General features: G+C 65.6%; 18 protein-coding genes. 8 read left to right on the top strand and 10 right to left on the bottom strand.

Annotated features, from left to right (window positions below):
* Window positions 1-351: 351 nt before the first annotated feature.
* Window positions 352-753, bottom strand: a complete 402-nt coding sequence (locus E0E05_RS04405; protein ID WP_244597929.1) for an Lrp/AsnC family transcriptional regulator — start codon at window positions 751-753, stop codon at window positions 352-354.
* Window positions 754-937: 184 nt separating this feature from the next.
* Between E0E05_RS04405 and E0E05_RS04400 the strand changes: the two genes are divergently transcribed.
* The 8 genes from E0E05_RS04400 (at window position 938) to E0E05_RS04365 (ending at window position 8519) form a co-directional block, all read left to right on the top strand.
* The gene (locus E0E05_RS04400) at window positions 938-2107 is read left to right on the top strand and encodes an acetyl-CoA acetyltransferase (RefSeq protein ID WP_131615617.1); all 1170 of its coding nucleotides are present in this window, start codon (window positions 938-940) and stop codon (window positions 2105-2107) included.
* A 10-nt stretch (window positions 2108-2117) separates the two neighbouring features.
* The gene (locus E0E05_RS04395) at window positions 2118-3713 is read left to right on the top strand and encodes an acyl-CoA synthetase (RefSeq protein ID WP_131615616.1); all 1596 of its coding nucleotides are present in this window, start codon (window positions 2118-2120) and stop codon (window positions 3711-3713) included.
* Window positions 3710-4258, top strand: coding sequence for a PPC domain-containing DNA-binding protein (locus E0E05_RS04390; RefSeq protein ID WP_131615615.1), 549 nt, complete (start codon window positions 3710-3712; stop codon window positions 4256-4258). The genes E0E05_RS04395 and E0E05_RS04390 overlap by 4 nt, the downstream gene beginning before the upstream one ends.
* Window positions 4258-4680 (top strand): PCC domain-containing protein, encoded by a 423-nt coding sequence (locus tag E0E05_RS04385; protein WP_131615614.1) that lies wholly within the window; start codon window positions 4258-4260, stop codon window positions 4678-4680. Before E0E05_RS04390 ends, E0E05_RS04385 begins: the two co-directional genes overlap by 1 nt.
* Complete coding sequence (locus tag E0E05_RS04380; RefSeq protein ID WP_158629270.1) at window positions 4677-5498, top strand: SDR family NAD(P)-dependent oxidoreductase; 822 nt, start codon at window positions 4677-4679, stop codon at window positions 5496-5498. The genes E0E05_RS04385 and E0E05_RS04380 overlap by 4 nt, the downstream gene beginning before the upstream one ends.
* Window positions 5485-6519, top strand: a complete 1035-nt coding sequence (locus E0E05_RS04375) for a TRAP transporter substrate-binding protein (protein ID WP_210215756.1) — start codon at window positions 5485-5487, stop codon at window positions 6517-6519. Before E0E05_RS04380 ends, E0E05_RS04375 begins: the two co-directional genes overlap by 14 nt.
* Before the next feature lie 140 nt (window positions 6520-6659).
* Window positions 6660-7127 (top strand): TRAP transporter small permease subunit, encoded by a 468-nt coding sequence (locus E0E05_RS04370; RefSeq protein WP_158629269.1) that lies wholly within the window; start codon window positions 6660-6662, stop codon window positions 7125-7127.
* Window positions 7128-7157: 30 nt separating this feature from the next.
* Window positions 7158-8519 (top strand): TRAP transporter large permease, encoded by a 1362-nt coding sequence (locus E0E05_RS04365; RefSeq protein WP_131615611.1) that lies wholly within the window; start codon window positions 7158-7160, stop codon window positions 8517-8519.
* 51 nt (window positions 8520-8570) lie between these two features.
* Here the strand turns inward: E0E05_RS04365 and lpdA are convergent, their stop codons facing one another.
* The 9 genes from lpdA to E0E05_RS04320 are packed head-to-tail and all read right to left on the bottom strand — an operon-like array spanning window position 8571 to window position 18153.
* The gene (gene lpdA, locus E0E05_RS04360; protein ID WP_131615610.1) at window positions 8571-9962 is read right to left on the bottom strand and encodes a dihydrolipoyl dehydrogenase; all 1392 of its coding nucleotides are present in this window, start codon (window positions 9960-9962) and stop codon (window positions 8571-8573) included.
* Window positions 9959-11257, bottom strand: a complete 1299-nt coding sequence (locus E0E05_RS04355) for a dihydrolipoamide acetyltransferase family protein (protein ID WP_131615609.1) — start codon at window positions 11255-11257, stop codon at window positions 9959-9961. The genes lpdA and E0E05_RS04355 overlap by 4 nt, the downstream gene beginning before the upstream one ends.
* 2 nt (window positions 11258-11259) lie before the next feature.
* The gene (locus tag E0E05_RS04350) at window positions 11260-12273 is read right to left on the bottom strand and encodes an alpha-ketoacid dehydrogenase subunit beta (protein ID WP_131615608.1); all 1014 of its coding nucleotides are present in this window, start codon (window positions 12271-12273) and stop codon (window positions 11260-11262) included.
* Between the two features lies 1 nt (window position 12274).
* Window positions 12275-13504 carry a 3-methyl-2-oxobutanoate dehydrogenase (2-methylpropanoyl-transferring) subunit alpha gene (locus tag E0E05_RS04345; protein ID WP_131615607.1) on the bottom strand — a complete coding sequence of 410 codons (1230 nt, stop codon included), beginning with the start codon at window positions 13502-13504 and terminating at the stop codon, window positions 12275-12277.
* A gap of 7 nt (window positions 13505-13511) precedes the next feature.
* Window positions 13512-14279, bottom strand: a complete 768-nt coding sequence (locus E0E05_RS04340) for an SDR family NAD(P)-dependent oxidoreductase (protein ID WP_131615606.1) — start codon at window positions 14277-14279, stop codon at window positions 13512-13514.
* A 31-nt stretch (window positions 14280-14310) separates the two neighbouring features.
* Entirely contained in the window at window positions 14311-15084 is a 774-nt protein-coding gene (locus E0E05_RS04335; protein ID WP_131615605.1) for an enoyl-CoA hydratase-related protein, read from the bottom strand.
* On the bottom strand, window positions 15081-15953 hold the full coding sequence (gene mmsB, locus E0E05_RS04330) for a 3-hydroxyisobutyrate dehydrogenase (RefSeq protein ID WP_131615604.1): 873 nt from the start codon (window positions 15951-15953) through the stop codon (window positions 15081-15083). The genes E0E05_RS04335 and mmsB overlap by 4 nt, the downstream gene beginning before the upstream one ends.
* A complete protein-coding gene (locus E0E05_RS04325) occupies window positions 15950-17005 on the bottom strand; it encodes an enoyl-CoA hydratase/isomerase family protein (protein WP_131615603.1) in 1056 nt (351 codons plus the stop codon). The genes mmsB and E0E05_RS04325 overlap by 4 nt, the downstream gene beginning before the upstream one ends.
* Window positions 17002-18153, bottom strand: a complete 1152-nt coding sequence (locus E0E05_RS04320; protein ID WP_131615602.1) for an acyl-CoA dehydrogenase family protein — start codon at window positions 18151-18153, stop codon at window positions 17002-17004. Before E0E05_RS04320 ends, E0E05_RS04325 begins: the two co-directional genes overlap by 4 nt.
* Between the last annotated feature and the right edge of the window lie 143 nt (window positions 18154-18296).

Here is an 18296-nt window from a genome sequence, read left to right as displayed (position 1 = left end):
TAAAGGCCCGCTTTCGAGCGCGGTCAACCGCAAGGAATTACCCTTCTCTACTTGGGTACCATTCGCCTTCGATCATCGATGCGGGGCGCGCTGCTTTGCGCGATCTGGGCACAGGCGGGCGCCGGGTCTGCGAAATGCGGCCAGGGCGCCCAGCGGCCACTTCGCAAACCCCTGCTCCCGCTCGACTGTTCGGATACGATCGATGGTGCGATCAGAACCGCGATCGAACGGCATCGCCCCGTCATCCTATCTCGCAGAACGAGAAACGCGGGCGCTGAAGACCTCGATCGACGACGCGAGCGTGCGCTCGATCCTTGTCGAGCCTTGGGCCGACGGGGAACGTCGGCACCCTCACAGCGGCAGCGACGTCGTGTACTTCATTTCCTCGAGAATGACCGTGCTCTGAATCTCCTGGACGCCCGGCAGCATGACCAGCTTCTCACGCAGAAGCGTCTGGAAATGGTCCATGTCGCGCACCACCACGCGGACGTTGAAGTCGAACTCGCCCAGCATGAGCTGGATCACCTGCACTTCGGGAATCAGCATTGCCGCTTCCTGAAACACGTTCAGAGCCTGGCGGCCATGCTCCGTCAGCTTGATCCGGACCAGGACGATCACGTCGAAGCCGAGCTTCTTTCGGTCGAGCTGGACGACCTTGCCGCAGATGATGCCCTCTTCCGTCAACCGGCTGATGCGCCGCGAACAGGGCGATTGTGACAGCCCGACCCGCTCGGCGATCTCCGAAACGGTCAAGGATCCATCCTCCTGCATCACGCGCAGAATCCGGCGATCCGTATCATCAATGGCAGACATGTTTCATGCTCAATCCGGTAAAAACCTGCTGATTGTATGTCAAAAAAATACCCAGAACAAGATAATCAGACAAGAATTTGCTCAAGCTCGGACATAGTATGCGTCCGACGAGCGGGAGGGCAAAATGTCAGCATGCATCACCGGGTGGGCACACACACGGTTCGGCAGGTCGGAGGCGGTCGACGCCGAAGCGCTGATCGCCGAGGTTGCCGGACCGGCCATTGCGGATGCCGGCCTGGAGCCGGCTGACATCGACGCGGTCTTCGTCGGCGCCTTCAACAATGGCTTCGGGCGGCAGGATTTTCTGGGCGCGCTGGTCGCGCTGGCCGTTCCGGAATTGCGCCACGTGCCCGCCATGCGCGTGGAAAACGCCTGCGCCACCGGCTCGGCCGCCATTCATGCCGGCCTGCGCGCGCTGGAAAGCAGGTCGGCGCGGCACGTTCTCGTCGTCGGTGTCGAGAAGATGACGGCGACCCCGACCTCGGAGGTCGGCGAAATCCTGCTCGGCGCCTCGTACCACAAGCAGGAAGCGGACGTCGAAGGCGGGTTTGCCGGCGTCTTTGCCGGGATCGCCCGTGCCTACTTCCAGAAACATGGCGACAAGACCGACAGCCTGGCGCGGATCGCGGCCAAGAACCATCACAATGGCGCGAAGAACCCCTATGCGCACATGCGCAAGGCGCTGGATTACGAGTTCTGCCGGCAGGTGTCCGACAAGAACCCGCTCGTCGCCGACCCGCTCAGGCGCAGCGATTGCTCGCTGATTTCGGACGGCGCCGCCGCGGTCGTTCTGACCGACACCGAAACGGCACTGCGCACGGCCAGGAAGGCGGTCCATTTCCGCGCAGCCGAACAGGTCAACGACTATCTTCCGTTGAGCCTGAGGACGGCAACCGCCTTCGAGGGCGCGGCACGCGCATGGTCAGCGGCGCGCAGCGCCGCGGGCGTCACGAACGACGATCTGTCGTTCGTCGAGACCCACGACTGTTTCACCATCGCCGAACTGATCGAATATGAGGCGATGGGCCTGGCCGAGCCGGGTGACGGAGCCCGTGTCATCGACGAGGGCATTTCGACACGAGACGGGCGCTTGCCGGTCAACCCGTCCGGCGGCCTCAAGTCCAAGGGCCATCCGATCGGTGCGACCGGCGTGTCGCAGCATGTCATGGCAGCGATGCAGCTTTGCGGCGATGCCGGCGAGATGCAGCTCGACGCGCCCGAACTGGCCGGTGTCTTCAACATGGGCGGTGCGGCGGTCGCCAACTACGTCTCCATCCTCGAGCGTCTTCGCTAGGGCGCCGGCCATGCAGCGTATCTCAAACAGGGTGATGAACCTGGGCGACCTGCTCACCGAGGCCGCCCGCCGATACCCGACGGGCCAGGCGATCGTCAGCGGAGATCGCGTCTGGACATGGGCCGAGATGAACGCTCGTGTCGACGGCGCGGCGAACTCACTGTGCAAGCTCGGCATCGGGCGCGGTGACAAGGTGCTCGTGCACGCGCGCAACTCGAACGAGATGTTCGCGACGATGTTCGCCATCTTCAAGATCGGCGCCGTATGGGTGCCCACGAACTACCGCGTGGTGCCCGATGACGTGGCCCATATCGCCAAGACCACGGACGCCTCGGCCGTCATCTACGACGAGGCCTTTGCCGAGCACGCCGATGCGGCGCTCGCGGCCGGCGCCAGGCTGGCGATCTGCATCGGCAAACCGCGGCCGGGCGAATACCGCTATGGCGATCTGGTCCGCGCGGGTCACGGCAACAGGTTCCGGGCGGCACCCGTCGAGCGTGACGACCCCTGCTGGTTCTTTCTGACCTCGGGCACGACGGGAAGCCCGAAGGCGGGCGTTCTGACCCACGGCCAGATGGCATTCGTGATCAACAACCACCTCGCCGATCTGATGCCGGGCATGACCGAAACGGACCGTTCGCTGGTGGTTGCACCGCTCTCGCATGGCGCCGGAATCCATCAGCTCGTTCAGGTGGCGCGCTGTGTCGGAACGGTCCTTTCCGATCCCGGCAGTCTCGATCCGGCTGCCGTCTTCGCGCTGATCGAGAAGCACCGGATATCCAACATCTTCACCGTGCCAAGCATCCTCTCCGCGTTGGCCGAGCACGAGGCAGCCGACCGGTTCGACCACACCAGCCTGCGCCATGTCATCTATGCGGGCGCGCCGATGCTGCGGGCGCATCAGAAACAGGCACTGCGCAAGCTGGGCCCCTGTCTCGTCCAGTATTTCGGACTGGGCGAGGTGACCGGCAACATCACGGTCCTACCGCCGCACATGCACGCAATCGAAGATTGTCCGGAGGCGCGGATCGGGACCTGCGGCTTCACACGGACATGCATGCAGATCGCGATCCAGGATGCGGAAGGACGCAGTCTCGGCCCGTTCGAAACCGGCGAGATATGCGTCATCGGTCCGGCCGTGTTCAGCGGCTACTACAACGACGAAGCGGCCAATGCCGCCGCCTTCCGGAACGGGTGGTTCCGCACCGGCGATGTCGGCCATTTCGATGACGAAGGCTTCCTTTACATCACCGGGCGCCAGTCGGACATGTTCATCTCGGGCGGCTCGAATATTCATCCGCTCGAAATCGAGGAGAAGCTGGCCGCCCATCCCGAAGTCTGCGAGGTCAGCGTCGTCGGGATTCCGGACAACAAATGGGGCGAGATCGGCGTGGCGGCGATCGTGCTGCGCAGCCCGGATGCCCCGCTACCCGACCTGAAGTCCCACCTGTCCGGCAAGATCGCATCCTACAAGATCCCGAAACGGTTCGAGCGCTTCGAGCAGCTGCCGCGGTCGGGCTACGGAAAGGTTACCAAGAACCTCGTCAGGCAGGCGATCCTCGAGCGGCTGCAGGCCGGGGACGATCTGGCGGAGGAGGCGCAATGATCGCCGATATCGCCACGCGCTTTGAGCCGCGCTCCATGCGCCACCCCGGTCCTGCGGCAGCGTCGCGGCTCGTGACCGCCAGCGAGCCTTCGGCCCGGGCGGCCCTTGTCGTGCTGCCCACGGGAGTCGACCTCCTGTCCGGTCTGGTCGATGCCGCTGGCGAGGCGCCTGCCGCCGTCTTCACGCTTCTGTCGGGCGAGCTTTCCCGGTGCGTGCACTGCCTTGCCGCGCCCGATGTTACCGGGCGGACCGTTGCGACCTATACGGACTGGCTGTGCTTTGCCGATGCCACCGTGCTCGGCGGCTCGGCGACGATCGGATGGTCCGTCGACGGCGCGCGGATGGTTCACAGCCATGCGTGGTTCGCACTGCCGGCGAGCGGCACACTTGGAGGCGGGCATCTCGACCCGGCTCGCTGCATCGTCGGCCGCGAGGGGCTGCGCCTGCGCGCGACCTTCTTCGAGCAGATCGACGTGCACCAGTCGCCCGACCTGGAAACCAACCATGCCGTGTTCGCGCCGGCCGCCATCGGGGAGCCGGCGTGATGGGGGAATTGGTACACGCGGAGGCGGGTTCGGTCGGGCGCGTTGTCTATGGCCGCGTGAGGCCGAACGAAGACCTGGTCACGGCCATCGAAACGATCTGCGACGAGGCCGGCGTTCTCAACGGCTTCATCCGTGGCAGCCTTGGCAGCCTGACAGACGCCTGCGTGGATTGCGGCGACGGGTCGGAGACCGTGGTCTACGGCCCGGCCGTCGAAGTGGTCGGCCTTGCGGGTGAGGTACGGACGGCCGCCGGCGGAAAACCGGTGGCCGTCCTGCACGGCATGATCGCAGGACCTGACGGCCGCATCGGCGGCGGCCGGTTCATGCGCGGCAAGAACCTCGTCTGCGTGACGTTCGAACTGGCCATCGAGGAATGGGTCGTTTCGGAGACGCCCGAGAATGCTGCGGAGCCGAGACCGTGACCGGCCCGTTCGCCGACACGGTGTGCTTCGTCACGGGCGCCGCCTCAGGCATTGGCCGCGCCTGTGCCGCATGGCTCATTGAGCGGGACGCGCAGGTCGCACTGCTCGACCGCGACGAGGCGGCTCTTGGCTCGCTTCGCGACGAGCGCTGGTGGCGGCCGGACCGGGCGATGGCGGCCTGTGTCGACATATGCGACGGCGAGGCACTCGATGCGGCCTTCAGGGCCGCCTTGCGACAACTCGGCGGGCGGCCGGGCGGCCTGATCAATGCGGCCGGCATCGCGCGAAACCGCCACTTCCTCGACACGACCGACGAACTGATGCGCACCATGTTCGAGGTCAATGTCATGGGCACCTTCATGGCCTCACGCCGGTTCGTGGACGCCCATCAAAGCGCCAACGGCGGGCCTGCGGCCATCGTCAATATCGGTTCGGTCTCCGGCCTGACCGGCAATTCGGGGCGTTGCGCCTACGGCGCCTCCAAGGGCGCCGTTCACCAGCTCACCCGCACCATGGCGACCGAACTGGCTCCGTTGGGCATTCGCGTGAACGCCGTCGCGCCGGGCCCCGTCGACACACCGATGGTGCGGGGCGTCACCGCGTCGCCGGGAGCCAGGGAGGCCTGGATCGCCCGCATGCCGATCGGACGATACGCCTCGCCCGAGGAAATCGCCGACGTGATCGGCTTTCTCGTTTCGCCGTCATCCGGTTTCGTTTGCGGGCAGGTGCTCGCGGCCGACGGCGGATTCCTTTCGGCCGGTGTCATTGCCACCGAAAGAGCATTCCACAAAAGGGAGGAATACCATGAAGGCATCTAACAACTCCGTCGCGGTCGTGGCGATCGGCGCTGCTCTGTTCGCTTCGGCGACGGCGCATGCGCAGACGCTGGAAATGACCAGCGTCTATCCGGGCACGTTTCCGATCATCGGTGAGATCGGCCAGGAGATCGGCAAGCGCATGGAGCTGATCAGCGGCGGTGAACTGTCGCTCAACTTCAACGAGCCCGGCGCGCTGGTGCCGGCCCCCGAGGCATGGGACGCGGTCTCCACCGGCGCGGTCGACGCCGCCTGGTATTCGCCGGGCTTCGCGCAGGGCATCATCCCGTCGGCGGCCATGTTCACCTCGGTGCCGTTCGGACCGGAGGCGCCGGAATACCTGGCCTGGTACTACCATGGCGGCGGTCAGGAGATCTGGGACGAGATCTCGGCCGGCCACAACATCAAGCCGATCCTGTGCTCGACGATCCCGCCGGAAGCGTCGGGCTGGTTCCGCGAGCCCATCGAAACGCTCGATGACCTGAAGGGCAAGAAGATGCGCTTCTTCGGCCTTGGCGCGCGCGTGATGGAGAAGCTGGGCGTCTCGGCACAGACCCTGCCGGTCGGCGACACGGTGCCGGCGCTCGAACTGGGCACGATCGATGCGGCGGAAATCTCGATGCCCGCGCTCGATCTCGCGCTGGGCATGAACAATTATGCCGGCCACTACTACTTCCCGGGCTGGCATCAACAGACCTCGCTGTTCTCCCTGCTGATCAATCTCGATGTCTGGAACGATCTGGGCGAACGCAATCAGGCGATCGTCAACGAGGTGTGCCGTTCGGCTGTCGCCGAGTCCATCGCATGGGGCGAAGCGATCCAGTTCGATGCCCTGGCACAGCTTCAGGAACAGGGCGTGACGCTGCACACCTGGTCGCCGGAAATCCTCGAGGCAATGCAGACGGCGTGGCTTGAGGTGGTCGATGAGTTGACCGAAGACGCCGACTTCGCACGGACCTGGGCGTCCTACACCGAATTCCGCGACAATTACGAGATCTGGCGCGAACTGGGCTATCTGCGCTGATCGGCGGCCGAACCGAAGCTCGCCCACCCTGACCACAAGGCCGGGGTGGGCCCCAGCGACCGGACGGACTCATGCTGCAATCAATTGCACACATATGCGCGGCTCTCCCGCGGGCGGGCCACTTCGCTGGCGGCTGGCTGTTGTTCTGCCTCGCCTTCGTCATCGGCTACGACGTCGTCGGCCGGAAGTTCTTCAACACCGGGTCGACCATGCTGCAGGAGTTGCAATGGCACCTGCACGGCGCGGCCATGCTGCTTGGCTTCGGCGCAACCTACCTCAAGGACGCGCATGTGCGCGTCGATCTTCTGCGCGGGAGCTTTCCGCCAAGGGCCAAGATCTGGCTCGAGGTGCTCGGGATCGTGTTGTTCCTGATCCCCTATCTGGGCTTCCTGTTTCACTTCTCGATCGACTATGCGCTGCGCGCCTGGGCGACCGGCGAGGGGTCGGTCGGCGGTGGCGGCCTGCCAAATCGCTGGATCATCAAGTCGTTCCTTGCGATCGGCTTCGCACTCGTCATCCTGTCGGCCCTGTCGATCCTGGCGCGCTGCATCGATGCGCTCAGAACCGGCGGCAAAGCGCCCGACACCCCGTTCTTTCCAGACCCGTAGTGGCCGCCGGCCCCGTTTGAGGACTTTGGCATGTTCGCTGAATGGCTCCCCATCATCATGTTTGTCAGCCTTGCGCTGTTCATCTTCTCGGGCTTGCCGGTCGCGGTCGTCCTGGGTGGCGTGTCGCTGGTCTTTGCCGGAATCGGACTGGCGATGGGCGAGATCCGGTTCGTTCACCTGCCCTTGCTGATCAACCGGATATTCAGCGGCATCGTCGCCAACCCGGTCATGGTCGCGGTGCCGATGTTCGTCGTCATGGGCACGCTCCTGGAAAAGAGCGGGATCGGCGAGGATCTGCTCGAAGGTCTGCAGACCCTGATGCGCAGGGTGCCCGGAGGTCTCGCCTTGTCGGTGACGCTGATGGGGACCATCCTCGCCGCCTCGACCGGGATCATCGGCGCCTCGATCGCCATGCTGACCCTGCTGGCCCTGCCGATGATGCTGCGCAACAATTATGCGCCATCGCTGGCGACGGGAACGATCGCCGCATCGGGAACGCTCGGGATTCTTATCCCGCCCTCGATCATGCTGGTGATCATGGGCGACCTGCTGACGATCTCGGTCGGCAAGCTGTTCATGGCCGCGCTCGTTCCGGGTCTGATCCTGTCGGGGCTCTATCTGGTCTACATCGTTGCGATCAGCTTCATGCGGCCGAAACTTGCGCCCCGCGCATCGACGCCACTGACGGCTGACGAGAAACGGGCGCTTGCCGGCAAGCTGGCCTCCGGGTTCATACCGCCCGCATTGCTGATCGGCCTGGTGCTCGGCTCGATCCTTGGCGGCTGGGCAACACCGACCGAGGCAGCAGGGGTCGGGGCGCTCGGAGCGCTCGCCCTGGCCGTCTTCCGCCGTCGACTGACCCTGCCCGGCCTCAACCATGTTCTCGGCCGCTCGCTGACGACCGTCTCGATGATCTTCTTCATCTTCGTCGGCGCGACCGCATTCAGCTATCTGTTCCGGCGCTTTGGTGGCGAGGAACTCGTCCTGTCGCTGGTCGACACGGGCGTTCTCGGGCCGTGGAGCATCCTTGCCATCCTGATGCTGATGGTCTTCGTGATGGGCTTCTTCTTCGACTGGATCGAGATCACACTGATCGTGTTGCCGATCTTCGCGCCGATCGTCCAGCTGCTCGATTTCGGCGATCACGTCGCATCCGTCGACGCCGTCTACTGGTTCGCCATCCTCGTCGCGATCAATCTGCAGACGAGCTTTCTGACGCCACCCTTCGGCTTCGCGCTGTTCTACACCAAGGGGACGGCGCGCGATCTGGTCACGATCGGCGATATCTATCGCGGCATCATCCCGTTCGTCGTGCTGCAACTGGTCGCGCTCGCGCTGGTGCTGGAGTTTCCGAACCTGGCGCTGTGGTTGCCGAACCAGCTCTTCAACTGACGCACAAGGCGCCGCCCCGCAGGCGGCGCCCGCAAGATCGGCGCTGACGGCTCAGACGTGGATCGTCTTGCCACCGATTGCGAAGCAGGCTTCCTGAAGCCCCTCGCCAAGCGTGGGGTGCGCATGGATGACGCCGGCAATGTCGTCCACTACGGCGCCCATCTCGATGGCGATCGCGAACGCCGTCGACAGTTCGGAAATGTCGCGCCCGACCGCCTGCAAGCCGAGGATGCGGCCGGTACAGCGCTCGGCGACGGCCCGCACGAAGCCCGAGGCCGCCTCCATGGTCATCGCGCGCCCGCTGGCCGCGAGCGGGAACTGGCCGACGGATACATCGAAGCCCTGCTTGGCCGCTTCATCCGGAAGCAGCCCGCAGGTCACGATCTCGGGATCGGTGAAGCACACCGCCGGTATGCAGGTCCTGTCCCAGCGAGACCGGCGACCGGCGACGACCTCGGCGACAAGCTCGCCCTGCGCCATCGCCTTGTGGGCCAGCATCGGGTCACCGGTGATGTCGCCGATCGCGTAAACGCCGCGCATGGACGTTGCGCAGCGGTCGTCGACTGCGATGAAGCCGTCCTGCGTCAACGTCAGCGCCAGCCCCTCGATGCCAGCCTCGCGAATGCGCGGCGTGCGGCCGGTCGTCACGAGGATCCGGTCCGCATCGATGTCGCTTGGGCCATCGTCGGCGTGCTGGACGCAAAGCCCCTTGTCCGAGAGCTCCAGCGCTTTGGTTCGTGTCAGCACGGTCACCCCGAGACGTTCGAGGCTCTGTTCGACCGGGCGGGTGAGCGCTGCGTCGTATTGCGGCAGTATGCGCTGTTCCGCCTCGATGACCGTGACGCGTGAACCGAGCTTCGCATACGCCGTTCCAAGTTCGAGGCCGATATAGCCGCCCCCGACGACCGCCAGCGCGGTGGGCGGTTCGGCCAACGAGAGCGCTTCGGTTGAGCTGATCACCTTGCCGCCAAAGGGCAGAAAGGGCAGTTCCGCCGGCGCCGATCCCGTGGCGAGCACCAGCGCATCGGTCCGGATCGTTTCTTCGCCGCCATCCCGGAAGACCCGCACGGTCTTGCCGTCAAGGACCTCGCCGCGTCCGCGAATGTGGCGCACGCCGGCCTTCTTGAACAGGCCCTCGACGCCGCCGTTCAGGCGCCGGACGATCGCGTCTTTCCACCCGACCGTCGCGCCCAGGTCGATGGTTGGCGCCGCCGCCTTGATTCCAAGGGCGGATTGGTCCGATGCATGGGTGATCTTGTGGAACTCGTTGGCCGCGTGAATGAGCGCCTTGGAGGGTATGCAACCGACATTCAGGCACGTTCCGCCCGGCGCCATTTCATCGACGATGACGGTGTCGATGCCCATTTGCCCGGCCCGGATCGCGCAGACATAACCGCCCGGCCCCGCACCCAACACCAGCAGGCTGCACTTGCCGACGCTCATTGGTCCGCCTCCAGGAACAGGAGCGCCGGCGTCTCCAGATGCGTCTTGAGCGTGCGGACGAACATTGCGGCATCCCAGCCATCGATCACGCGGTGGTCGAACGAGCAGGACAGGTTCATCATCATGCGCGGCCGAAACGCCGCGCCGTCCCAGATCGGCCGCATCGCCATCTTGTTCACACCGACGATCGCAACCTCGGGGTGGTTGATGATCGGCGTCGTCGCGATCGCGCCGAGCGGGCCAAGCGAGGTGATCGTGATCGTCGATCCGGTCAGTTCGTCGCGCGTCGCCTTGCCGTCGCGCGTCGCGGTCGCCAGCCGGTCGATCTCCGCGGCGAGATCCCACAGGTTCCGCGCCTCGGCATGGTTGATGACGGGCACGGCGAGGCCTGCTTCGGTCTGGGTGGCGATCCCGATGTGGACTGCGGCATGCTCCTCGATCTCGCCGGCCTCATCGTCGAAGTGGGCATTCATGCCCGGATGGGATTGGATGCCACGCACGAGCGCGGTCGCGATAAACGGAAGCACGGTCAGCTTGCCGCGCTTTTGCGCGTGTCGGCCGTTGAGCCCCGACCGCAGCGCTTCGAGCTCGGTAACATCGACCTCCTCGACGATCGTGATATGCGGAATGCGGCTCTTGGACAGCGCCATCTTCTCGGCGATGCGGCGGCGCATGCCGACGACCTTGCGGGTCGTCGTGCCCTTGGCAGCTGGGCGTCCGCTTCCGGCACGCGGACGCCCAGCGCCGGCGATGAAGGCATCGAGATCGTCCTGGCCGATCCGGCCGGCAGGTCCGGAGCCCGTAACCTGCCGCAGGTCGACACCCGCTTCGCGCGCCCGTCTTCGGACCGCCGGCGAGGCGAGAGGCTTGCGTTGGGCCACGGATGTCCGCTGGAGGGACTCCTCGGGTTCTGGCGAGGAACTGTCGGGCCGGGCCGTTGGCGGCGACGGATCGGACGGCATGGCCGGAACCGTTTCGGCAACGGTCCGGGGTTCTGCGGCGGCCGCTTCATCGGAAACCACACCATCCCCGGCCGAAGCGTCGTTGCCTTGCCCATCGACGTCGAGCTGGATGAATTTCGAGCCGATGGCGAGGGTGTCGCCCGGTTGGCCGGCGAGCCAGACGACGCGACCGGTCACCGTGGACGGGACCTCGACGGCGGCCTTGTCCGTCATCACCGTGCCGAGCACGTCGTCCTCGCGGACCGTGTCGCCGATGGCGACGTTCCACTCGACGAGTTCAGCTTCTGCGATTCCTTCGCCCACGTCGGGCAGGACGATGGTGTAGACGCCCATGATCAGGCCTCCATGACGGCGCGAAACGCGGCGGCGACCCGATCGGGACCGGGAAAGTAGGCCCATTCCTGCGCATGCGGATAGGGCGTATCCCACCCGCACACGCGTGTGACCGGCGCCTCGAGCGCGTAGAAGCAGAGTTCCTGGACAACGGCGCTCAGCTCCGCGCCAAAGCCCGAGGTTCGCGTCGCTTCATGGATGATCACGCACCGGCCTGTCCTGGCGACCGACGCCTCGATCGCACCCATGTCGAGCGGCAGAAGCGTCCGCAGATCTATGATCTCGGCATCGATGCCGGTTTCATGGGCGGCCGCTTCGGCGACATAGACCATGGTGCCATAGGTCAGGACGGTCAGGTCGGAGCCGGGCCGGTAAATGGCGGCCTTGCCGAGTGGTGTGGTGAAGTGGCCGTCATCGACCTCGCCGAGCGGATGCTTCTTCCAGGCGGCGATCGGGCGGTCGTAATGGCCGTCGAACGGACCGTTGTAGAGGCGCTTGGGTTCAAGAACGATCACCGGATCGGGATCCTCGATCGCCGCCGTCAACAGGCCCTTCGCGTCGCGCGGATTGGAGGGAATGACGACCTTCAGGCCCGAGACATGCGTGAGAAGCGCTTCGGGGCTCTGGCTGTGCGTCTGGCCGCCGAAGATGCCGCCGCCGGTGGGCATGCGGATGACAAGCGGACAGGTGAAATCTCCATTGGAACGGTGGCGGATGCGGGCCGCCTCGCTGACGATCTGGTCGTAGGCGGGGTACATGTAGTCGGCGAACTGGATCTCGACGACGGGCTTGAAGCCATAGGCTGCCATCCCGATCGCCGCGCCGACGATGCCGCTCTCGTTGATCGGCGCATCAAAGCAGCGGTGGCTGCCGTACTTCTTCTGCAGCCCGGCCGTGCAACGGAAGACCCCGCCGAAATAGCCGACGTCCTCGCCGAAAACGACGACGCTGGCGTCCCGCTCCATGGCCACGTCATGGGCGTTCTGGATGGCCTCGATCATCGTCATCCGGGCCATGTCAGTACCCCGCCTCCTGGCGCTGCCGCTGCAGGTGGTCAGGCATCTCGGCATAAACGCCCTCGAACATGCTGCGCGGCGACGGCGCGGGCCCCGAGATCATGGTGCCCGACGCCTCGGCCGCCTTCTGTGCAGCCTTGACCTCATCGAGGATTTCCGCGTCGGCCTGGATGTGACGCTCGTCCGACCAGATGCCCAGCGTGACAAGATGCTCCTTGAGCCTTGCGACCGGGTCACCCAGCGGCCAAGCATCGAATTCGTGCTTGATCCGGTAGGCGCCGGGATCGTCGGAGGTCGAATGGGCGCCGGCGCGATAGGTCACATGCTCGATCAGGGTTGGCCCATGGCCGGCCCTGGCGCGTGCGGCCGCCCATCTGGCGACGGCGTGAACGGCAAGAAAATCGTTGCCGTCGACGCGTATTGCCGGAATGCCGAAGCCGTGCCCGCGCGCCGCGAACGTGCCGGCATTGCCCCGCGCCATGCCCTGGAAGGTGGAGATCGCCCACTGATTGTTGACAACGTTGAGCACCACGGGCGCCTTGTAGGTCGACGCGAACACCATGGCCGCATGGAAGTCGCTTTCGGAGGTCGACCCGTCGCCGATCCAGCCCGCCGCAATGCGCGTGTCGCCCGAGATCGCCGACGCCATCGCCCAGCCCACGGCCTGGATGAACTGGGTGCCCAGATTGCCCGAGATTGTGAAGAAGCCGTGGTCCTTTGACGAATAGAAGATCGGCAGCTGCCGGCCCTCGAGCGGATCGCGGGCGTTGGAGAAGATCTGGTTCATCATCGTCTCGAGCGGGTAGCCGCCGGCGATCAGAAGCCCCGCCTGCCGATAGGTCGGGAAGTTCATGTCTCCGTCTTCGAGCGCCCGGCGAAAGGCGCAGGCGACCGCTTCCTCGCCCAGGTGCTGCGCGTAGAAGCTCGTCTTGCCCTGACGCTGCGCCTTGAGCATGCGGTCATCGAAATGCCGCAGCGTCATCATGTCCCGGAGCCCGGCCTTCAGTTCGTCCTCGGTCAGTGAGCCTGCCCAGGGACCGACCGCTTCGCCCTTTCGATTGAGCACGCGCACGATCGAGAAGGCCATGTCGCGCATGTTCTCGGGCGCCTCGTCGATAGCCGGCCGGCGGATCGCCCCGGCTTTGGGCACTTCGAAGTCCGAGAAATCGGGCTCGCCACCGGGGCGGCAAGCCGGTTCGGGCACGTACAGGCTGAGGGGAAGATCGGTCATCGCGTTTCTAGCTCGGCTGCATCCTGATGGCACCGTCGACGCGCACGATCTCGCCGTTCATCATCGTTGTTTCGACAAGCGCGGCGGCCATCCGGGCGAACTCCTCGGGCTGGCCGAGACGCCGCGGGAACGGCACGCTTTGGGCCAGCGCCTCCTGAACCTGGGTCGAAAAGGCCGAGACCATCGGCGTCGCGAAAATGCCCGGTGCAAGCGTGACGACCCTGATGCCAAGCCCGGCGAGATCGCGGGCCATCGGCAGCGTCATCGCCGCCACACCACCCTTGGAAGCTGCGTAGGCGATCTGGCCGATCTGCCCCTCATAGGCCGCGACGGAGGCCGTGTTGATGATGATCCCGCGCTCGCCATCATCGTTGACGGGCTCGAGCGCGCTCATCCCGGTGGCGCTGAGTGTCGCCACATTGAACGTCCCGACCAGATTGACCGCGACAACCTTGGCGAACAGAGCCGGATCGTGCGCGCCGCTGCGCGAGACCGTTCGCGCGGCCGGTGCGATGCCGGCACAATTGACGCAAATCCGTTCCTGACCATTCCTGTCGCGCAAGGTCGACAGCGCAGCGTTCACGCTGTCCCAGTCGGACACGTCGGCCGCCGCGAACGCCGCGTCCAGCTCTTCGGCGCGTTTCTGACCGGCGACCTCGTCGCGATCCAGAAAGCCGACCGGCGCGCCGAGCCCGGCGAAATGTCTCACGACGGCGGCCCCCAGACCGGACGCTCCACCGGCCACGACGACGGGCGTGTTTGCCCCGATGTCCATCCCTACCCTCCTGCGCTGCTGCGGCGCCGTGTCAGTTTCCGGTAAAGACCGGCGGCCGCTTTTCGACGAACGCCGTCATGCCCTCGCGTTGATCGCTCGTGGCAAACAGGGAATGGAACACGCGCCGCTCGAACAGCGTGCCTTCCGACAGCGAGACCTCGTCGGCCCTGTTGACGGCATCGCGGGCCAGAAGCGTCGCCGGTTTCGAATAGCCAGCGATGGTCTGCGCCGCCTGCAAGGCCGTCTCGACGACGGCATCGTCCTCGACGAGGCGCGCGACCAGACCGGCGGCGAGCGCTTCGTCGGCCTCCATCGTCCGCCCGGTGAGGATCAGGTCCATCGCCAGCGCGCGCCCGACCAGCCGGGGCAGCCGCTGCGTGCCGCCCATGCCCGGCATGACACCGAGCTTGATCTCCGGCAGGCCGAACCTTGCCGACCGGCCGGCAATGGCAAAGTCGCACATCAGCATCAGTTCGCAGCCGCCGCCGAGCGCATAGCCGTTGACGGCGGCGATGCGCGGCGTGCGCAGCCGGGCAAACGTCTCCCACTCGGCGAAATAGTCCTGTCGCGCCATCGCCTGATAGGACTTGTCCTGCATCTCCTTGATGTCCGCGCCGGCGGCGAATGCCTTTTCGCTGCCGGTGATGACGATACACCCCAGCGACGGGTCCTTGTCGGCCGGCACCAGAAGCGCATTGAGTTCGGCAATCGTGTCCGCGCTGAGTGCGTTGAGCTGCCCGGGTCGGTTGAGAGTGATCAGGAGCACGCGGTCGCGCCGCTCCGAAATGATTGAGGGTTCGCTCATGAGGACCTCTTCAAGGCTGCGATATGCTTGAGGATGGCGGAAAAATCCTTGCCCGCGCCCGTGCCCTCCACGAACGCGCGATAGAGATCGGTCGCCCTGGCGCCCAGTGGGGTCGCCGTTCCGGAGGCCTCGGCCGCCTTCTGGCTGAGGTCGAGATCCTTGTGCATCAGTTCGGCGGCAAAGCCCGGCCGGTAATCGTTGTCGGCGGGCGAGAGGGGACCGATGCCCGGCATCGGGCAATAGGTGTTGACCGACCAGCACTGGCCCGATGAGGTCGAAACGACGTCGAAGAAGGCTTGCCGGTCGAGCCCGAGACTGTCGGCCAGCGCAATCGCTTCGCAGGTGCCGGCCATGGTGATGCCGAGCAGCATGTTGTTGCAGATCTTGGCCGCCTGCCCGGAACCGGACGGTCCGCAGGCGATGGCGCGCTGGCCCATCACGTCGAAGAGCGCTGCCGCCCGTTCAAACGCCGCATGCGACCCGCCGACCATGAATGTCAGCGTGCCGGCCTGCGCCCCGGCGACGCCGCCGGACACCGGAGCATCGAGCGCCAGATGGCCCGCCTGTTCGGCCTGGCGTGCCACCGCGACGGAACTGTCAACGTCGGCTGTGGTGCAGTCGACAAACAGGCTTCCGGCCGGCGCCGCCGGAACGATCTGCGCATAGACACTGCGCAGAATGTCGCCGTTGGGGAGCATGGTGATGATCGCCTCGGCATCGGCAACGGCGTCGGTGGCCGAAGACGCAAGGGCGATGCCGTCAACAGAGGTGAGCTGGGCATCGAAGCCGGTCACGTCATGCCCGGCGGCGACAAGGTTGCGCGCCATCGGCGCGCCCATGTTACCCAGTCCGATGAATGCGATCCTCATGGGCGTTTCTCCAGATACGCGAAGTCGCCGCCGGGTGCCTTCTCGCCGAACTCGGCCAGAAGCGTGTCCGGCACATCGTCCGGAGTCCGGTAGCGCCACTGCGGATCGCGGTCCTTGTCGATGACGGCGGCACGGATGCCTTCGAGCAGTTCGGCATGTTCTGTGGCACGCGCTGTGAACCGGAATTCGTCCCGGAGCGCGGCGACGACCGAGCCGTGCCGGCGGGCCTTGCGGATCGTCAAAAGGGCAACTTGCTGCGACAACACCGAGCCTGCACGCAGAAGACGTTGCACCTCCGCGCCCCAACCATTGTCCAGCGCCCGCGACGCCTCCAGGATCAGTTCGATCGTGTCGAGGCCGAACACGGCATTGATCGAGGCCCTTTCGCCGGCGATGGCCGCTGGGCCGGGCTCTGTCACAAACTGCCGTGCCGATCCCGGATCGCCACTTTGAAGCAAGGCCGCGCGCAGATCGTCCATCGCGCCGGCCGGAACGATCTGATCGGCCAGACCGCAATACACCATTTCGGCAGCATCGAGCCGGCGCCCTGTCAGGCCCAGAAACTCGCCGAAGTGCCCCGGCGTGCGACCGAGCAGGAGCGACGCGCCGACATCCGGGATCAGGCCGATCGCGCATTCGGGCATGGCGAACCTCACCGTGTCGGTGACGATGCGGTGCGAACCATGCAGCGACACGCCAACGCCGCCGCCCATGACGATGCCGTGCACCAAGGCCACGAACGGCTTCGGGAAGTGCGCGATCTGCGCGTTCATCCGGTATTCGGCGCGCCAGAATGCGCGGCCGAATTCATGATCGCCGGCGAGGGCGCGTTCATACAGCACATTGATGTCGCCGCCGGCGCAAAAGGCGCGCTCGCCCGCCGCATCGACCAGCACCATCGCGATGTCGCGGTCGCGCGCCCATTCGGACAGCGCGTTCGAAATGGCGTCGATCATGGCCGGCGACAGCGCGTTGAGGACTTGCGGCCGGTTCAGTGTGATGTGGCCGACGCGGCCCTGCCGCCGGATCAGGACTTCGGGGTCGTCGGTCATCGGCTTCCACGCTCCCGCAGAAGCGACCGTGCCGTGATGACGCGCATGATCTCGTTGGTGCCTTCGAGGATCTGGTGGACGCGCAGGTCGCGTACGATCTTCTCGATGCCGTAATCCTCCAGATAGCCATAGCCGCCCAGGAGCTGCAAAGCATCGTTGGCGACCCGAAAGGCGGTGTCGGTGACGAACCGTTTGGCCATGGCGCAGTGGACCGTCGCGTCATGGCTCCCGGTGTCGAGCTTCCAGGCGGCCTGCCGCAGAAAGACCCGCGCGGCCTGCAGTTCGGTTTCCATATCGGCGAGGCGGAACTGCAGGCCCTGGAACTGGTCGATGGTCCGCCCGAACGCCTGACGCTCGCCGACATAGTCCAGCGCCATGCGCAAGGCGCCCTGCGCACCACCGAGCGCGCAGGCTGCAATGTTCAGCCGCCCGCCATCGAGGCCCGCCATGGCAATGGCAAAGCCTTCGCCTTCGGCGCCCAGAAGGTGGCTCGCATCGACCGCGCAATCGTCAAGCTGCACCTGCGCCGTCGGCTGGGCGCGCCAGCCCATCTTGCGCTCGGCCGCACCGAAGCTCAGGCCCTCGGTGCCATCAGGTACGACGATCGCCGAAATGCCGCGCGCGCCTTCCTCGCCCGTGCGGCACATGACGATGTAGAGGTCTGAATACCCGCCGCCCGAGATGAAGGCCTTGGTGCCGTTCAGCACATAAGAGCCGCCGGTGTTGGTCGCCTTTGTGCGCAGCGCCGCCGCATCAGACCCCGACCCGGGCTCGGTCAGGCAATAGGAGGCGATCGCCTCCATGGTCACCATGCGCTCGAGCCACGCGTCCCGAAATGCGTCTGTGGCGTGGTGCGCGATCATGTGCGCGCACATGTTGTGGATCGAGATGAAAGCGGCCACGGACGGGCAGGCGGCGGAGAGCGCTTCGAACACGAGTGTCGCATCAAGGCGCGACAGGCCCGAGCCACCCATCTGTTCGGGCACATAAAGGGCGCCGAAGCCAAGCGCGCCGGCGCTCCGAAGCAGCTCTCGCGGGATCGTACCCGCCCGTTCCCAGGTTTGGGCATGCGGCGCGATCTGTTCCTGACCGAAGTCGAAAGCGGTGTCGAAGAGCATCTGCTGCCCCTCGGATAGCGCGAAGTCCAAACTGCTGCTCCCGTTTCGCAACCCCGCGGGGCCTCCCATGAGGAAAGGTTAGCTCAGTCCGTGTAGAAAGTGCTCCTTTATCGCTTGCCAAATTCGCGATTTCGCAGAATTATCTTCTCCATCGACTGGAAGAAGCATGAGAA

This window comes from Roseitalea porphyridii, from assembly GCF_004331955.1.
GTDB classification, from domain to species: domain Bacteria; phylum Pseudomonadota; class Alphaproteobacteria; order Rhizobiales; family Rhizobiaceae; genus Roseitalea; species Roseitalea porphyridii.
This window is presented reverse-complemented; position numbering and strand designations above follow the sequence as displayed.